This window comes from Streptomyces sp. NPDC033165 (assembly GCF_055577965.1).
The window spans coordinates 219,889-235,753 of the sequence record NZ_JBVIPK010000001.1; the positions used below are offsets into that span (position 1 = coordinate 219,889).

The following is a 15,865-nucleotide window of genomic DNA, read 5'->3' on the forward strand; positions in this document are numbered from 1 at the left end:
AGGCCGCCGGTCGCCCGTATCACTGGCTGATACATGTCTCGGCCATGACCGGCTGTCACTGCTGACCGCTAGCTTTCACCGCGTCACAGAGAGGGAAGAACAGCACTACAGCACGTGTGCACGGAGGGAGCGGCCGTGACCGAGCCGCACGAAGGCGATATCCCGGACGGCCTCAGCGCAGCGGAGCTGGGCATGTGGCAGTCCTTCCGCAACGGGACCACCTACGACTTACGTACCTACGACCCGACCCGCAACGATCCGTTCGCCCCGCACGCGTGGGGCCCCGAGCGAAGTGTGGGAGCGCGCACCGTGGCGCGGCTGCTGCTGAGCGGGCCGCCCGCCCGGCCCGGCCGGGTGGCGGCGCTGAAGCTCCGGGGGGTGCGGATCACCGGGAAGCTGGATCTGGCGGGCGGCCGGGTGGCTCCGTACGTGGAGCTGACCGGCTGCCGGATCGAGCAGGAGCTGGTGCTCCCGGAGTGCCACTTCACGACCTTGCGGCTGGTGGGATGCGCGCTGCCCCGCCTGGAGGCCGCGCGGCTGCACACGGAGGGCGATCTGCATCTGCCGCGCTGCCGGATCGAGCGGGGCATCCGGCTGACCGACGCCCAGATCGGCACGGATCTCCTGCTCAACCAGCTCAGCGTGGGCCCCGACCGGCACGGGCAGGCCTTGGCCGGGGACGGTATGGCGGTCGCGCAGGACCTCCAGGCCGAGATGATCGAGACGCGCGGCGAGCTGAGCCTGCGCGGCGCGAAGGTGGGCGGTTCGCTGAGCCTGCGGGGCAGCCGACTGCGTGCCGGAACGGACCGGCGCGCGCTGAACGCCCCGCAGCTGACGGTGGAGCGCACGCTCTACATGACCGAGGCGTGGGTGAACGTCGACACGGGGAACCAGGGCACCACTCCCCCGTACGGCGTGGTCTACGCCCCGACCCCGGCGCGCGGCACCCGGTCGCAGATCTTCGAGTGCAGGGGCGGGGTACGGCTGGACGACGGGCGGTTCGGGGACGCGGTGGACCTGCACAAGGCCCGGTTCACGATGACCCGGCAGGAGGAGCTGTCGCTGCGCCGGATCGTCACGCCGGAGCTGCGGTTCAACGCGGAGCGCCCCGAGGAGGGCCGGGTCGTGCTGAACGGGGCGAAGGTGGTCACGCTGATCGACCTGTCGACGAGCTGGCCGGGCCCGGGCGGTCTGGCGATGGGCGGCTTCGTCTACGAGAACCTCGTCCCGTACGGCCACTTCCCGCTCTCGCGGCGGCTGGAGTGGGTGTCGGCGGCGACCCCGGAGTACGTGCCCGAACCGTACGAGCGGCTGGCGACGGTGTTGCGGGGCAGCGGCGAGGACGCGGACGCGCGGGAGGTGCTGCTGGCCAAGCAGCGGCGCCGCCGGGAGACGCTGCCGCCCGCCGCGAAGGCCTGGGGGTTCCTCCAGGACTGGACGGTGGCGTACGGCTACCGGCCGGGGCGGGCGGCGGTGTGGATGGCGCTGCTCTGGGCGGCGGGCGCTGCGGCGTTCGCCCAGTACGACCCGGTGCCGATCCAGGACGACGCGGCGCCGCTGTGGAATCCGACCCTCTACGCGCTGGACCTCCTGATCCCGGTGATCAACCTCGGCCAGGACGGCTACTGGCGGATGGAGGGCGGCTGGCAGTGGGCGGCGGCCGCCCTAGTGCTGGTGGGATGGGTTCTGGCCACCACGGTGGCGGCGGGGGCGTCCCGGCTGCTGCGCAGGGGCTGATCGAAAGGCCAGGTCGAACCGGTCGGAAGGCGTCCGGGACCGGGCATCCGGGCCCCCGCGAGCGGTGACCACCGAGGTGAACGAGCACGACAGGAGGTCGAATTCAAGCCATCTGATGCTCTTTTCTTTGCCTTTTCTTGACCTGGCCCGGTACAACCCATCCACTCGGCACAGAAGCTTCACAGCACACCTCTGGCGCGGCCCTCACCAGCGCTTTTCAATGGTCTGCACCATGGCTTTCCTTCGCGCTCTGCTCCGTACCGCGCGCATGGTCCGGCACAGCCCTCCGCTGTCCGCCGGCCTGTCCGCGGATGACGCGGTACTGCTCGACGCCCCCGACGAGCGGCTCTCTCCCGCGCTGGTCGCCGCCGCCCTGGGCGACTACGAACCGGCCGCCAAGCTGCTCGCCACCACCCGGGACGCGGCCGAGTGGGAGAACCGCGACCGCTACCTCGGGCGGCTCGTCGCGTTCGCCCGCAGCCGGGACGGCTGGCTCGTCGACTGGCTGGCCGCCGCCCCGCGCGACCCGGACGCGCTGCTCGTCAAGGCGGAGCTGTCGGTGCGCCGGGCCTGGGAGTCGCCCGCCCGCGCGGAACGGCTCCGCGAGGTCGGCCCGATGATCACCGCGGCGGCCGAGGCCGACCCGCGCGACCCGGTGCCGTGGCGGCTCGCCCTGGACCACGCCCGCGGCACCCACGCCACGCACACCGCCTTCGAGACGCTGTGGGAACAGGCGGTGCGCCGCTCCCGGCACCACTACGGCTGCCATGTGGCGGCCCTGCGCTACCTGTCGGCCGCCTGGTACGGCTCTCACCGCGAGTGCTTCGACTTCGCCGAGCGGGCCGCCGAGGACGCGCTGCCCGACTCCCTCGTGCAGGCGCTGCCGGTCCGGGCGGCCTTCGCGCTGCTCCTGGACAGCCAGGCGGCGGGCCGGACCACCTCCGTACTGGAGGAGCGGATCGACGCGGCGGTCGATCCGGCGATCAGGCTCTCCGCCGCCTACCGCCCCGGCGACCCGTGGCCCGCCGAGGTCCGCAACCTCCTCGCGTACGTCCTGCTCGCCCGGGGCCGCTGGGCCGAGGCACTGGACCAGTTCACGCTGATCGGCCTGTACGCGACGTCGTTCCCGTGGTCCTCCGTCTCCGACGACGCCCTGGGCCGGTTCCTCGACGCACGCGACGGAGCACGCCTCCAGGTGGCCTCCCTGACCCCCTTGCGCAACCGGGCCGACCGCGGCCGTCCCCGCGGCCATTACGCTTGAGCGCTGTGACCACCGCCCGCCTTCCCCTTTTCCCGCTCAACGCGGTGCTGTTCCCCGGCCTGGTGCTGCCGCTCAACGTCTTCGAAGAGCGATATCGCGCCATGATGCGGGAGCTGCTGAAGAGCGACGAGGACGAACCTCGCCGCTTCGTCGTGGTCGCGATCCGCGACGGCCGCGAGATCGCCCCGACGGCCACCGGCATGCCGGACACCGTCGCGGCGGCCCCTCCCTCCGAGCGCGCCCCGGCGGAGGGGTTCGGCCCGGACCCGATCCAGACCTTCCACCGGGTCGGCTGCGTCGCCGACGCGGCGACGATCCGCGAGCGTGCCGACGGCAGCTTCGAGGTCCTGGCCACCGGCACCACCCGGGTCAGGCTGCTCTCCGTCGACACCCACGGCCCTTACCTCACCGCCGAGGTGGAGGAGGTGGCCGAGGAGCCGCCCGCCGACGACGAGGCCGACGAGGCCGGAGCCCTCGCGGAGGGCGTCCTGCGGGCGTTCCGCTCGTACCAGAAGCGCCTGGCCGGAGCGAGCGAACGCTCGCTGACGACCGGCGCGGACCTCCCCGACGACCCTTCCGTCGTCTCGTACCTGGTCGCGGCGGCCACCGTCCTGGACATCCCCACCAAGCAGCGCCTCCTCCAGGCCCCGGACACCGCGACCCGCCTGCGCGAGGAGCTGACGCTGCTGCGCAAGGAGACCGCGGTCATCCGGCACCTGCCGTCGCTGCCCGCGGCCGATCTGACCCGCGCCCCCACCCACCCCAACTGAGGAGGACCGGCCCCGGTGGCGAAGAAACCCAAGAAGCAGTCGGGCGGCACCCCCGCCACGGTCGCCCTGACCGCGGCGGGCACCGCCTTCACGGTCCACGCCTACGACCACGACCCGGCTTCCCCCTCCTACGGCGAGGAGGCCGCCGAGGCCCTGGGCGTCTCCCCCGACCGGGTCTTCAAGACCCTGGTGGCGGACGTGGACGGCGAACTGACAGTCGCGGTGGTCCCGGTGGCGGGCTCCCTGGACCTCAAGGCCCTGGCCGCCGCCGCGGGCGGCAAACGCGCCACGATGGCGGACCCCGCGGCCGCGGAACGCACCACCGGCTACGTACGCGGCGGCATCTCCCCCCTGGGCCAGCGCAAGCGCCTGCGCACGGTGCTGGACGCGTCGGCGCGGTCGCACCCGACGATCTGCGTGTCGGCGGGGCGGCGGGGCCTGGAGGTGGAGCTGGCGGCGAGTGATCTGGCGGAGCTGACGGGGGCGACGTTCGCGGAGATCGCGCGGGGGTGAGCCGCCCCATCGGCCGCCCCTCCGGCGCTTGGGAAGGCTTCTCCAGCTTCGGGAAGGGGCGGGAAGAGGAACAAGCCCGGGACAGCCCTTAGGCCGGCCCACCCTCCGCGGGGGGCGAGGACGGTGAGGACGGGGGCGCGGCCGACGGCGACCCCGAGGACGACGGCGACGCCGGCCCCGCCAGGGGCCCCTGCACCGGCCCCCCGTAATACGCCGACCAGTCCGGCTCCATGTCCCGCGGCCCGAACGCGGCGGTCAGCAGCAGATGGATCGCCATGGCCGCGAACGGCCACACCAGCGCCGCCACCGACACCGCGTGCAGCTCAAGCGGCGCGTCGAACGTCACGCCCTGGCCCACCTCCCGGGCCCGGCCCACCACGTCGGACGAGGGCCCCAGCCAGACGCCGACCCGCCACGCCAGCAGCGATCCGAGCAGCGCGCCCAGCGCCAGCCCCAGGACCACGAAGATGCCCCCGCGGCGCAGCCGCCAGAAGACGGCGGCCGCCGTGAGCACACCGAACCCGATCGCGAGCAGGACGAATGTCCCGTCCGCCCCGATCGCCTCCTCGCCCTCGCTGTTCTCCAGGAAGACGGCGGTTTCGTCGGATACCAGCGGGACCCGCGGCGCGAGCCACAGCCACAGCAGCCCGAGCCCGATGCCCGCGAGCGCGACCAGGACGACGACCGCGGCGGCCTGACGGAGCTCCGTGGCGGTGTCCGGGTCGTCCGGCGAGCCGGAGGAGGGGACGAAGTGGGAGCCCGAGGGCGGGGCCTGCCACGGATCGTGGGGGTTCGGCTGGTGCGGCGGCGTCAACGGTGCGGTCACCGTGCCATCGTGCCAGGCCACCCTGTGCGCCGCCTCACCGGCTGCCGCAGCCGGGCCCTACCGTACGGCCGCCCGCCGGTACGCCCACGTGGCCACGGCCAGCGACAGCACCCCCACCACCGCGCAGATCGCGAGGAAGAAGGCGATCAGCCCCCAGTCCGGGCGGGCGTCGAAGGAACGGGCCAGCGCCTCGACCCCGTACGTGGAGGGAAGCAGATCACGCGCCCACCCCACGGGCTCCGGCAGCCGGTCGGCCGGCAGCACCCCGAGCAGCAGGGCGGCGGACATGCCGAGCTGCCCCAGCAGGGTGGCCAGCTCCTGGCGCGGGGCGAGCAGCCCGAGGGCTGCGCCCAGACCGGCCAGCGCCGCGCCGGAGAGCGGGATGACAGCGGCCAGGACCCACAGGTGGGTCAGCGGCAGCTGGAACAGCACGCTCCCGGCGACCGCCGTGAAGACCGTGCCGGGCACGGTGAACGAGGCGTACGCGGCGGCCGCCCCGAGAACCACCGCCGCGGGCGGCACCGGCAGGGTGGCGTAGTGGTCGAGCCCGCCGCCCGCCCGGAGCTGGCCGAAGTACTGGGCGAGCAGGTTGAGCGCGACGAACGCGACGACCAGGACGCTGGAGCCGGCGACCACCGCGCGGGCCTCGGACCCGCCGTCCACGACGCCCCGCATCAGGACCATGATCCCGACGGACTGGAAGGTCGCCACGAAGAGCAGCGGAATCCGGGCGACCCGCGCCCGGGAGAGCTGGGCGCGGTAGACGGCGGCCAGCGAGGGCAGCAGCCGGGCGCGCGGCGCGAGGGGCGCGGAGACGGTACGGGCGGGGGCCGTGCCGGAGGCACCGGGCTCGGGCCGGACGCGCGAGGGTGCGGTCCTGGCCGGAATGATGCTCGTCACCTGAGGCCGCTCTCCTTACACCCGTCCGGTACCCGCACCGGGCCCACCACGTCCCGTACACCGACTGCGTACAGCGCCCGCGCGGCGTTCGGCAGCCGCGCCCCACGTCCCATCCTCACGCCTTCACCAGCCCCTTGGTCGCATTGGCCGCGTCTCCCCCGAGGGCGAGATAGACATCCTCCAGGCTGGGCGTGGCCAGGGTGAAATCGTCGAGCGCGGCGAAGGCCGCGCCGCCGGTCACCGCGGCGACCGCCGCCCGTGCCTCGTCCGGGCCGAGCCGCAGCACCCAGCGCCGCCCGGACTCCTGCGCGGAGGGCCGCAGCGCCGCCACCTCCGGGACGTCCAGCGGGGCCCGCTCGCGCCACACCAGCTCGACGCGGACCTCCCCGGCCACCTGCTCCTTGAGGCCGGCGGGGGTGTCGCAGGCGATGACCCGGCCGCGTTCGAGGACGGCGACCCGGTCGAGGACGGTCTCGGCCTCGATGACGTTGTGGGTGACCAGCAGGACCGTGGCCCCGCGCTCCGCCCGGCGGCGGTCGACGGCCGCCCAGACCGCGCGGCGGGCGACCGGGTCCATACCGGTGGTCGGTTCGTCGAGGACCAGGACGGGCCGGTCGCCGACGAGTGTGGCGGCGAAGCAGGCGAGCCGCCGCTGACCGCCGGAGAGCTTCTTCAGGGGCCGCCCGGCCAGCGGGGTGAGGCCCAGCTCCTCCAGGACGGCGTCGCGTTCGGCACGGGCCTCGCGGACCGGTAGCCCGCGCAGCCGTCCGGTGGTCTCGGCGGCCAGGGAGACCGTCAGCTCGTCGAGGGCGGTGGACTCCTGCCCCAGGTAGCCGATCAGCCGGGAGGCGCGCTCGGGGTGGCGCACGAGGTCGTGGCCCAGCACCTCGACGCTGCCGGAGTCGGGCCGCATCAGCCCGGTGAGCTGGCGGACCAGGGTGGACTTTCCGGCGCCGTTGGGGCCGAGCAGTCCGAAGATCTCGCCGCGCTCGACGTCCAGGCTGATCCCGTCGGTGGCGCGGACCTCGGGCGTCGCGGCGGCTCCCCGGCGGCCCCGGACGGCGGGATAGGTCTTGACCAGATCCCGCACCGCGCACACGGTGCCGGTGCCTCTCTGCGCCTGTGCTGTGCCCGTACTCACGAGGTACGAGGGTACGGGGTCACACGCCCCGGTTTACGCCCGGGGGGACCACGCGTCGCGGGGCCCGCGGGATCGGCCGGGGGCGCCCGGCCACGCGGCTACGGCAGGCCCTACTCCCCGGCGGGCACGTGTTCGGCGGCCGCGCGCACGTCGATCTCGCGCCAGAAGCCCGCCCGGATCGCGTAGCGGTCGTGCTCGTCGATCTGGTCGTCCTTGTGGGCGAGGAGGCCGAAGCGGGCCGCGTACCGGAGCAGTTCGCCGTCGATGCGGTGCGGGACGCGCGGGTACATGGTGGACAGCTTCTGCAGGTGGACGGTCTCCGGGAGGCGTTCCATCCAGCGGCGGGCGAAGACCTGGCCCACCTCGAAGGGGTCGCCGCCCACGGTGGTGATGTCCTCCTCCCGGTCCGCCCAGCGCTGTTCGGCGCTGGTGAGCTGGGCGAGGGTCGGCAGGGACGCGGTCTCCGCCGGTTCCCCGAGGGGGCCGCCGCGCTCCACCCACCCCTTGTCGGAGGACCAGCGCAGGGTGGCGCTCGCGGGCTGGGCCGGCTGCTGGCGGTCCGGGTGGGTGGCATGGGCGCGCAGCGCGGCCAGGTCCTTCGGGGTGGGGACGCCTTTGTGGCCACCGGGGGCCGCGGGGGTGGCCGCGGGGGGCTCCGGGCTCTCGGGGGCGGCCGGGCCGTTGCGGGCGGCGGCCGCCTGGGCCTCGGAGGCGCGCTCGGCGGAGGCGGCGAGAGCGGCCTCGGGCAGCGGTGCGGAGAGGATCGCGGCGATCTCGGGGCGCGGGGCGGGCTGCGGGGCGCAGGCGCCGCCGGTGTCCTTGGCGCGTACGGCCTTGGTGATCCAGGCCCGGTCGAGGACCCGGCGTTCGTCCGCCTCGGCGACCAGGTCCTCGGACTGGTTGTAGTCGCCGTCGGCGGCCTGGACGGCCCACAGATGGACGGCGACGCCGTGTTCCTTGGCGGACATCAGACCGGGCAGCAGATCGCCGTCGCCGGTCACCAGGACCACATCGGAGCAGGCGCGGTTCCGGGCCAGTTCGGTGAGCTCCGCGTGCATGGCCGCGTCGACGCCCTTCTGCGCCCAGCGCCCGTCACTGCGGGTCAGGGCGCCCAGCCGAACGGTCACCCGGGGCATGACCCGCAGCCTGCGGTGTTCGGGCTGGGGCACCCGGTCGGGGGCGCCGTCGAACCAGTAGATGCGCAGCAGGGGTTGCTGGGTGTCGGCCTCGGCCCGTTCCCGCAGCCCTTGGATGAGGGCCGCGTGGTCGACGGTGATACGGGATCGGGCGGGCTCTCCGGCCAGCAGACTCGCGGCTGCGCCCAGCAAGTAGCCGGCGTCCACCAGGACGACGCAACGGTCCACGTTCTCCACCCTCTTCCAGAATCCGGGAACGGTTCAGCGGCCCGCCCCTCGATGACCGGGTCCGCTTACCCAGGGTTTCCTTCGAGTCTGCCCGACCGCGGAAGGGTTAACGGCCGGAACTGGATCATCGGCGTGGCGGATCGGGAAAGAGCTGGAAGGGCCCGGGCGGATGACGGGGCAGCGAGGCCACTGCGCATACCACTACGCACGGTAATGATCCAACATGCGGCTTTTGCGGTGCCGTGTGAGTCTGACAGCGGTCCTGGCCCCCCAGGATTCCCCACAGGAGGCATTCACCATGGCCAAGAACAAGAACCGCAAGCAGGGCAGCCAGCAGGACCGCGCGTCCGCGTCGGAGCGTAGTGCGGAGCAGGCGAAGTCGGCGGCGTACGAGTCGCAGACCCAGCCGCAGGCGCAGGCCCAGGGCAGTCCCGCCGACGTGGCGCGCAAGCATCAGCGGCGCTTCGGCCACAACTGACGCGTCGGCCGCTCGCGGTAGAGACATGCGTTGAGGACAGCGAGAGGGGCGTCCCGCACCGGCGGGACGCCCCTCTCGTCGTACGCGGCCGCTCAGCCGGCCAGGCAGGACGGCCCGAGCAGCACCTTCAGGTCACCGAAGAGCGCCGGGTCGGGCTTGACCCGGTGCCGGTCCAGGCGCAGCACGGTCGTCGTGCGCGGCCCCTGGAGCCTGATCCGCACCTCGGTGTCGCCCCGGTGGTGGCTGAGCACCTCACCGAGCCGGGTGACCATCGGCGGGGTGATCTTCACGGTGGGGATGGTGAGGACGACCGGGGCATTGGTCCCGGCGTTGGAGATGTCGGGGACCTGCATCTCCATGGCGACCAGCCGGGGCACGTCCTCGCGCTTGTCCAGACGTCCCTTGACGAAGACGACGGTGTCCTCGACGAGCTGGGTGGAGACCAGCTGGTAGGTGGCGGGGAAGAACATGCACTCGATGGAGCCCGCGAGGTCCTCCACGGTGGCGATGGCCCAGGCGTTGCCCTGCTTGGTCATCTTGCGCTGGAGGCCGGAGATGATGCCGCCGACGGTGACGACGGAGCCGTCCGAGTAGTCCCCCCCGGTGAGCTGGGAGATCGAGGCGTCGGCCTTGTCGGACAGCACGTGCTCCAGGCCGAAGAGCGGGTGGTCGGAGACGTACAGACCGAGCATCTCCCGCTCCTGGGCGAGCAGGTAGGCCTTCTCCCACTCGACGTCGGAGAACTCCACGTCGAGGCCGAACCCCGGCTCGTCGCTCTCCTCCTCGCCCATGCCGCCGAAGAGGTCGAACTGGCCCTCGGCCTCCTTGCGCTTGACCTGGACCACGTTGTCGATCATCGGCTCGTGGTGGGCGACGAGACCCTTGCGGGTGTGGCCCATCTCGTCGAAGGCGCCGGCCTTGATCAGCGATTCGACGGTGCGCTTGTTGCAGACGACCGCCTCGACCTTGTCCAGGAAGTCGGGGAAGGAGCTGTACTTCCCCTTCGCCTTGCGGGAGCGGATGATCGAGTCGACGACGTTCTGGCCGACGTTGCGGACGGCGGTCAGGCCGAACAGGATCACGTCGTCGCCCTGGGCGGCGAAGTTGGACAGCGACTCGTTGACGTTCGGCGGGAGCACCTTGATGCCCATGCGGCGGCACTCGTTGAGGTAGACCGCGGACTTGTCCTTGTCGTCCTTGACCGAGGTCAGCAGGGCCGCCATGTACTCGGCGGGGTAGTTCGCCTTGAGGTACGCGGTCCAGTAGGTGACGAGACCGTACGCCGAGGAGTGCGCCTTGTTGAACGCGTATCCGGCGAACGGCACCAGGACGTCCCACAGCGCCTTGATCGCCGCGTCGGAGAAGCCCTTCTCCTTGGCGCCCTTCTCGAAGAGGACGAAGTTCTTCGCCAGCTCCTCGGGCTTCTTCTTGCCCATCACGCGGCGCAGGATGTCGGCCTCGCCGAGCGAGTACCCGGCGACGATCTGGGCGGCCTTCTGGACCTGCTCCTGGTAGACGATCAGGCCGTAGGTGAGGCCGAGGACCTCCTTGAGGGGCTCCTCCAGCTCCGGGTGGATCGGGGTGATCTCCTGGCGGCCGTTCTTGCGCTCCGCGTAGTTCGTGTGCGAGTTCATGCCCATCGGGCCCGGCCGGTAGAGGGCCGAGACGGCGGAGATGTCCTCGAAGTTGTCGGGCTGCATCTGGCGCAGCAGGGAGCGCATCGGCCCGCCGTCGAACTGGAAGACGCCGAGCGTGTCACCCCGGCAGAGCAGTTCGTACGTCTTGGGGTCGTCCAGCGGCAGGTGGAGCATCTCCAGGTCGATGCCCTTGTTGGACTTCACCATCTTGATGGCGTCGTCCATGATCGTCAGGTTGCGCAGGCCGAGGAAGTCCATCTTCAGCAGGCCGAGCGACTCGCACTGCGGGTAGTCCCACTGCGTGATGGTGACGCCGTCGGTGTGTCGCGTCCAGAGCGGCGCGTGGTCGACGATCGGCTCGCTGGACATGATGACGCCGGCGGCGTGCACGCCCATCTGCCTCACCAGGCCCTCGACGCCCTTGGCGGTGTCGATGACCTTCTTGACGTCCGGTTCGCTCTCGTACATCCCCCGGATCTCGCCCGCCTCGCTGTAGCGCGGGTGCTTGGGGTCGGTGATGCCGTTGAGGTCGATGCCCTTGCCGAGCACGTCGGCGGGCATGGCCTTGGTGAGCCGGTCGCCCATCGCGTACGGGTAGCCCAGCACACGGGCCGAGTCCTTGATGGCGTTCTTCGCCTTGATCTTGCCGTAGGTGCCGATCATGGCGACCTTGTCGGCGCCGTACTTCTCGGTCACGTACCGGATCACCTCGACGCGCCGGCGCTCGTCGAAGTCGATGTCGACATCGGGCATCGAGACACGCTCGGGGTTGAGGAACCGCTCGAAGATCAGCCCGTGCTCGATCGGGTCGAGGTCGGTGATGCCCATCGCGTACGCCACGATCGAACCGGCCGCCGAGCCGCGCCCGGGGCCGACCGCGATGCCGTTGTTCTTGGCCCACATGATGAAGTCGGCGACGACCAGGAAGTACCCCGGGAACCCCATCTGGATGATGATGTCCATCTCGTACTCGACCTGCTTCTGCCGGTCGTCGGGCACGCCGTTCGGGAAGCGGCGCTTCATCCCGTTCCGGACTTCCTCCTGGAACCAGGTGATCTCCGTGAAGCCGTCCGGGATCTCGAACTTCGGCATGAGGTTCTTCGCCTCGAACATGCCGGTGGTGTCGATCTGCTGGGCGACCAGGAGGGTGTTGGCGCACCCCTCCTGCCAGGCGTCGGAGGAGTCGATGGCGTACATCTCCTCCGTCGTCTTCAGGTAGTAGCCGGTGCCGTCGAAGCGGAAGCGGTCCGGGTCGGAGAGGTTCTTGCCGGTCTGGATGCACAGCAGCGCGTCGTGGGCGGTGGCCTCGTGCGCGTACGTGTAGTGGGAGTCGTTGGTGACCAGCGGCGGGATGTCGAGCTTCCGGCCGATCTCCAGGAGCCCGTCGCGGACCCGGCGCTCGATCTCGATGCCGTGGTCCATCAGCTCCAGGAAGTACCTGCCCTCGCCGAAGATGTCCTTGTAGTCGGAGGCCGCCTGGACCGCCTCGTCGAACTGGCCGAGCCGCAGCCGGGTCTGCACCTCGCCGGAGGGGCAGCCGGTGGACGCGATGAGGCCCTCGGACCACTGGGAGATGGTCTCCTTGTCCATCCGGGGCCACTTCTGGAGCCAGCCCTCGGCGTACGCGTCGGAGGAGAGCCGGAAGAGGTTGTGCAGCCCCGTCTTGTTGGACGCCCAGATCGTCTTGTGGGTGTAACCACCGGAACCGGACACGTCGTCGCGCTTCTGGTGCGGCTGCCCCCACTGCACCTTGCGCTTGTGCTTGCGCGACTCGGGGGCGACGTATGCCTCGATGCCGATGATCGGTGTGACGTCCGCCTTCTTCGCGGAGTGGAAGAAGTCGTACGCCCCGTGGAGGTTGCCGTGGTCGGTCATCGCGATGTGCGTCATGCCCATCTCGTTGGCCGCCTCGAACATGTCCTTGAGCCGCGCGGCACCATCCAGCAGCGAGTACTGGGTGTGGACGTGCAGGTGCGTGAAGGGCGGCTTGGTCACGGCGTCGGGCCTCCGGGAAGTCGGGCGATGACGGACGGGGGGACAGCGTGGAAGTCTACGACGTGAAGGAGCCCGGCAGCGGGCACTCCGGGCTTCCGCCGAGCGTTGGACAGGGCGGAACCGGTGTCCGTTTTGTCATGCACTCGGTCACGTGGGCCGTTGGCCCGCCAGGTACGCCAACGACAGCAGGAGGCAGCAAGAGATGTCGGAAACGCAGACCGGCGCAGCGCGGCGCGGGGAGCAGATTCTCGCCGTTTTCGACACCGCCTTCGGAGAGCTGCTGGCCGCCGATCCGGCCGCCTTCCGGGTCAAGTTCCGCAAGATGGCGGGCTCGGCCTTCGCCTTCTACCGGGGCACGGCCTGCCTGTTCTACGACGACCTGGAGCGGGAGCGGCACGGCGGCCCGTTCCTCGACGAGCGCACCGGCCGGGTGTGGATCCACGGCGATCTGCACGCGGAGAATTTCGGCACCTACATGGACGCCAACGGCCGCCTCGTCTTCAACGTCAACGACTTCGACGAGGCGTATGTCGGCCCCTTCACCTGGGACCTGAAGCGCTTCGCCGCCTCCGTGGCCCTGATCGGTTACGCGAAGGCGCTGGCCGACGAGCAGATCAGCGAGCTGGTCCGGATCTTCGCCGGGGCCTACCGCCATCGCATCCACGCGCTGGCGACGGGCGCGAAGAACGACGAGGTGCCGCCCTTCACCCTGGACACGGCGGAAGGCCCGCTGCTGGGCGCGCTGCGCACCGCGCGTTCACTGACCCGCTTCTCGCTGCTGGACTCGATGACCGTGATCCGGGACTTCGAGCGCCGGTTCGCCGACGGCGGCGGGGCGGTCGATCTGGACGCCGCGACGCGCTACAAGGTGCTGGCCGCCTTCGACGGCTATCTGGAGACGCTGCCGGAGTCGAGCCTGACCCGCCCCGATTCCTACCGGGTGAAGGACGTGGTGGGCCGCCGGGGCATCGGCATCGGATCGGCCGGGCTCCCCTCGTACAACATCCTGCTGGAGGGCAACAGCGACGCCCTGGAGAACGATGTGGTGATCTACCTCAAGCAGGCGCAGACCCCGGCGGTCGCCCGGCACATCACGGACGCCGCCGTGCGGGAGTACTTCCAGCACGAGGGGCACCGCACGGTGATCTCGCAGCGCGCGCTCCAGGCGCACGCGGACCCCTGGCTGGGCTGGACCGAGCTGGACGGCATGGGCCAGCTGGTCGCCGAGGTCTCCCCGTACGCGGTCGATCTGGACTGGTCCGACATCGACGAGGTGGACGAGATCGCGGCGGTCGTCGCGGATCTGGGCCGGGCGACGGCGACCATGCACGCGGCGGCCGACGACGAGAGCGGTCACTCGCTGGTGCCGTTCTCCACGGAGCGGGCGATCGACGCGGCCATCGCGGCCGACGAGGAGGGCTTCGCGCCGCTGCTGGTCGACTTCGCCCACAGTTACGGCTCCCGGGCCCGCGCGGACCACCAGATCTTCGTGGACCTCTTCCGCAACGGCCGGATCCCGGGGCTGTAGTCCCGCACAGCCGGACGGGCCACGACTCTCAGCCTCTTTTAAGGCCCGCTTACCTCAGTACATGACACACTTTCCGGCGATGGACATCTCAGGGACGCAGCTCAGGCTGGCGCGCGCGGCGCTCTTCACCGCGCTCGTCGTCACCCTGTCCACCGCGTCCCATGTGCTGCTCTCCCGGGTCCCACTGCCGCTGACCGCGGTCGGGCTGCTCGCGGCGGTCGTGTTCGCCGTGGCGTACGCCCTGGCCGGCCGGGAGCGCGGCTTCTGGCCGATCGCGGGCCTGCTGGTCCCGCTGGAGCTGGCGGCCGACACGCTCTTCACCGCCGGCCAGCACCTCTGTTACGGGGCGGCCGGCGGCCCGGTCGCGGGTCCGCTGCGCGCGGTGGGCTTCGACGTCCTGTGCGGCGGCGGCGAGGTCGGTGCGGGCGGGGCCCGGATCGCGGGCGTCGGCGCGATGGGCACACCGCTGGCCGACGTGGCCGGTGCGGGCGACCGTGCGGCGGCCCTGCTGGCGCACCCCGGGCCCGCCGTGCCGTGGCTGCTGCTCGTCGCCCATGTGTCCGTGGGACTCCTCGCCGCGGCCTGGCTGCGGCGCGGTGAGGCGGCCCTGGCCGGGCTGCTGCGCGCGGCGGCCCTGACGACGTTCCGGCCGATGCTCGTCGCGGCCGCCGTGGTGCGGGCGAGCCTTCCCTCCCTGGGCCCCCGCCAGCGCCCCGCCGGGCGCCCGCACCCGCTCCTGACCGCCCGCTTCCTCGTGCACTGTGTGGGACGCAGAGGCCCGCCGCCCGCGCTCGTCGCCGCTGCCTGAGGCCGCGGCGACGCATGCGCGCAGCGCACCGCCCACTCCCCGCACGTACCACGCATTCACGGAGAACGATCATGAGCAAGCGCAACAGCCAGGCGAACAAGGCAGCGGCCCGCGAGCGGCTGCGTGCCGAGCGGGAGCGGCAGGCGAAGAAGGACCGGACCCGCAAGCAGCTCGTCGTCGCGGTCTCGGTCGTCGCCGCCCTGGCCGTGGTCGGCGGCATCAGCTACGGCGTGATGCAGCTGAACAAGCCCGACGCCTGGGAGGCGGCCGCCGACGCGAAGAACGTGACGGCGCCCAAGAACACCTCCGGCGACGACGGCACCACCGTGGTGATCGGCAAGCCGAGCGCCAAGAAGACCCTGGAGCTGTACGAGGACTCGCGCTGCCCGGTCTGCGCCACCTTCGAGCAGGGCATCGGCGAGACCCTCGCGAAGGACGTCGAGGCCGGCAAGTACAAGGTCAAGTACGTCGGCGCGACCTTCATCGACAACACCGACAACGGCGAGGGCTCCAAGAACGCCCTGAGTGCGCTCGGCGCGGCGCTGAACGTGAGCCCCGAGGCGTTCCTGGACTTCAAGGCCGCGCTGTACTCGGAGGAGTTCCACCCGCAGGAGAGCGAGGACAAGTTCGCCAAGGACAGCTACCTGATCGAGATCGCGGACTCGGTCGACGCCCTGAAGGGCAACAAGGCCTTCCAGAAGGACGTCGAGGACGGCACGTACGACGCCTGGGCGATGAAGATGTCCAAGGCGTTCAACGACAGCGACGTGAAGGGCACGCCGACGCTGAAGATGGACGGCAAGACGGTCACCAGCGAGGGCAGCAGCAACGCCCCGATGACGGCGGCCGAGTTCACGGCGGCGGTCGACAAGGCGCTCAAGGCGTAACAGCCGGGGCGCCTGCCCCT

13 protein-coding genes are annotated in these 15,865 nt (G+C 71.6%); 8 read left to right on the top strand and 5 right to left on the bottom strand.

The annotated features are described in order from the left end of the window. The first annotated feature begins 135 nt into the window (after positions 1-135). The 4 genes from ACZ5WC_RS01045 (at position 136) to ybaK (ending at position 4,281) form a co-directional block, all read left to right on the top strand. Positions 136-1,737 carry an oxidoreductase gene (locus ACZ5WC_RS01045; protein WP_468538738.1) on the top strand — a complete coding sequence of 534 codons (1,602 nt, stop codon included), beginning with the start codon at positions 136-138 and terminating at the stop codon, positions 1,735-1,737. A 220-nt stretch (positions 1,738-1,957) separates the two neighbouring features. Beyond that, the gene (locus ACZ5WC_RS01050; RefSeq protein ID WP_468538739.1) at positions 1,958-2,998 is read left to right on the top strand and encodes a hypothetical protein; all 1,041 of its coding nucleotides are present in this window, start codon (positions 1,958-1,960) and stop codon (positions 2,996-2,998) included. 5 nt (positions 2,999-3,003) lie between these two features. Further along, on the top strand, positions 3,004-3,768 hold the full coding sequence (locus tag ACZ5WC_RS01055) for an LON peptidase substrate-binding domain-containing protein (protein WP_468538741.1): 765 nt from the start codon (positions 3,004-3,006) through the stop codon (positions 3,766-3,768). 15 nt (positions 3,769-3,783) lie between these two features. Continuing rightward, positions 3,784-4,281 carry a Cys-tRNA(Pro) deacylase gene (ybaK, locus tag ACZ5WC_RS01060; protein WP_468538742.1) on the top strand — a complete coding sequence of 166 codons (498 nt, stop codon included), beginning with the start codon at positions 3,784-3,786 and terminating at the stop codon, positions 4,279-4,281. A gap of 88 nt (positions 4,282-4,369) precedes the next feature. On the opposite strand, the gene ACZ5WC_RS01065 is transcribed toward ybaK, so the two are convergent. The 4 genes from ACZ5WC_RS01065 to ACZ5WC_RS01080 all read right to left on the bottom strand — a co-directional run bounded on the left by ACZ5WC_RS01065 (position 4,370) and on the right by ACZ5WC_RS01080 (position 8,521). Then, the gene (locus ACZ5WC_RS01065; RefSeq protein WP_468538744.1) at positions 4,370-5,128 is read right to left on the bottom strand and encodes an ABC transporter permease; all 759 of its coding nucleotides are present in this window, start codon (positions 5,126-5,128) and stop codon (positions 4,370-4,372) included. Positions 5,129-5,164: 36 nt separating this feature from the next. After that, on the bottom strand, positions 5,165-6,007 hold the full coding sequence (locus tag ACZ5WC_RS01070) for an ABC transporter permease (RefSeq protein WP_468538745.1): 843 nt from the start codon (positions 6,005-6,007) through the stop codon (positions 5,165-5,167). A 115-nt stretch (positions 6,008-6,122) separates the two neighbouring features. Next, positions 6,123-7,106 (bottom strand): ABC transporter ATP-binding protein, encoded by a 984-nt coding sequence (locus ACZ5WC_RS01075; RefSeq protein WP_468539385.1) that lies wholly within the window; start codon positions 7,104-7,106, stop codon positions 6,123-6,125. Positions 7,107-7,258: 152 nt separating this feature from the next. Beyond that, positions 7,259-8,521 (bottom strand): NYN domain-containing protein, encoded by a 1,263-nt coding sequence (locus tag ACZ5WC_RS01080; RefSeq protein ID WP_468538747.1) that lies wholly within the window; start codon positions 8,519-8,521, stop codon positions 7,259-7,261. 289 nt (positions 8,522-8,810) lie between these two features. Between ACZ5WC_RS01080 and ACZ5WC_RS01085 the strand changes: the two genes are divergently transcribed. Further along, positions 8,811-8,990, top strand: coding sequence for a hypothetical protein (locus ACZ5WC_RS01085; RefSeq protein WP_468538748.1), 180 nt, complete (start codon positions 8,811-8,813; stop codon positions 8,988-8,990). Between the two features lie 92 nt (positions 8,991-9,082). Here the strand turns inward: ACZ5WC_RS01085 and dnaE are convergent, their stop codons facing one another. Further along, complete coding sequence (dnaE, locus tag ACZ5WC_RS01090) at positions 9,083-12,622, bottom strand: DNA polymerase III subunit alpha (protein WP_468538749.1); 3,540 nt, start codon at positions 12,620-12,622, stop codon at positions 9,083-9,085. 202 nt (positions 12,623-12,824) lie between these two features. Between dnaE and ACZ5WC_RS01095 the strand changes: the two genes are divergently transcribed. From ACZ5WC_RS01095 to ACZ5WC_RS01105, 3 genes are all read left to right on the top strand, one after another. After that, a complete protein-coding gene (locus ACZ5WC_RS01095; RefSeq protein WP_468538750.1) occupies positions 12,825-14,150 on the top strand; it encodes a DUF2252 domain-containing protein in 1,326 nt (441 codons plus the stop codon). A gap of 79 nt (positions 14,151-14,229) precedes the next feature. Further along, entirely contained in the window at positions 14,230-14,958 is a 729-nt protein-coding gene (locus tag ACZ5WC_RS01100) for a hypothetical protein (RefSeq protein ID WP_468538752.1), read from the top strand. Between the two features lie 71 nt (positions 14,959-15,029). Beyond that, the gene (locus ACZ5WC_RS01105; protein WP_468538754.1) at positions 15,030-15,845 is read left to right on the top strand and encodes a DsbA family protein; all 816 of its coding nucleotides are present in this window, start codon (positions 15,030-15,032) and stop codon (positions 15,843-15,845) included. Positions 15,846-15,865 lie beyond the last annotated feature (20 nt).

What these genes read in the sequence shown, in the direction of transcription:
- ACZ5WC_RS01050 (WP_468538739.1), top strand. Translation starts at nt 1,958, where the DNA reads ATGGTCTGCACCATGGCTTTCCTTCGCGCTCTGCTCCGTACCGCGCGC.
- ACZ5WC_RS01085 (WP_468538748.1), top strand. Translation starts at nt 8,811, where the DNA reads ATGGCCAAGAACAAGAACCGCAAGCAGGGCAGCCAGCAGGACCGCGCG.
- ACZ5WC_RS01095 (WP_468538750.1), top strand. Translation starts at nt 12,825, where the DNA reads ATGTCGGAAACGCAGACCGGCGCAGCGCGGCGCGGGGAGCAGATTCTC.
- ACZ5WC_RS01100 (WP_468538752.1), top strand. Translation starts at nt 14,230, where the DNA reads ATGGACATCTCAGGGACGCAGCTCAGGCTGGCGCGCGCGGCGCTCTTC.
- ACZ5WC_RS01105 (WP_468538754.1), top strand. Translation starts at nt 15,030, where the DNA reads ATGAGCAAGCGCAACAGCCAGGCGAACAAGGCAGCGGCCCGCGAGCGG.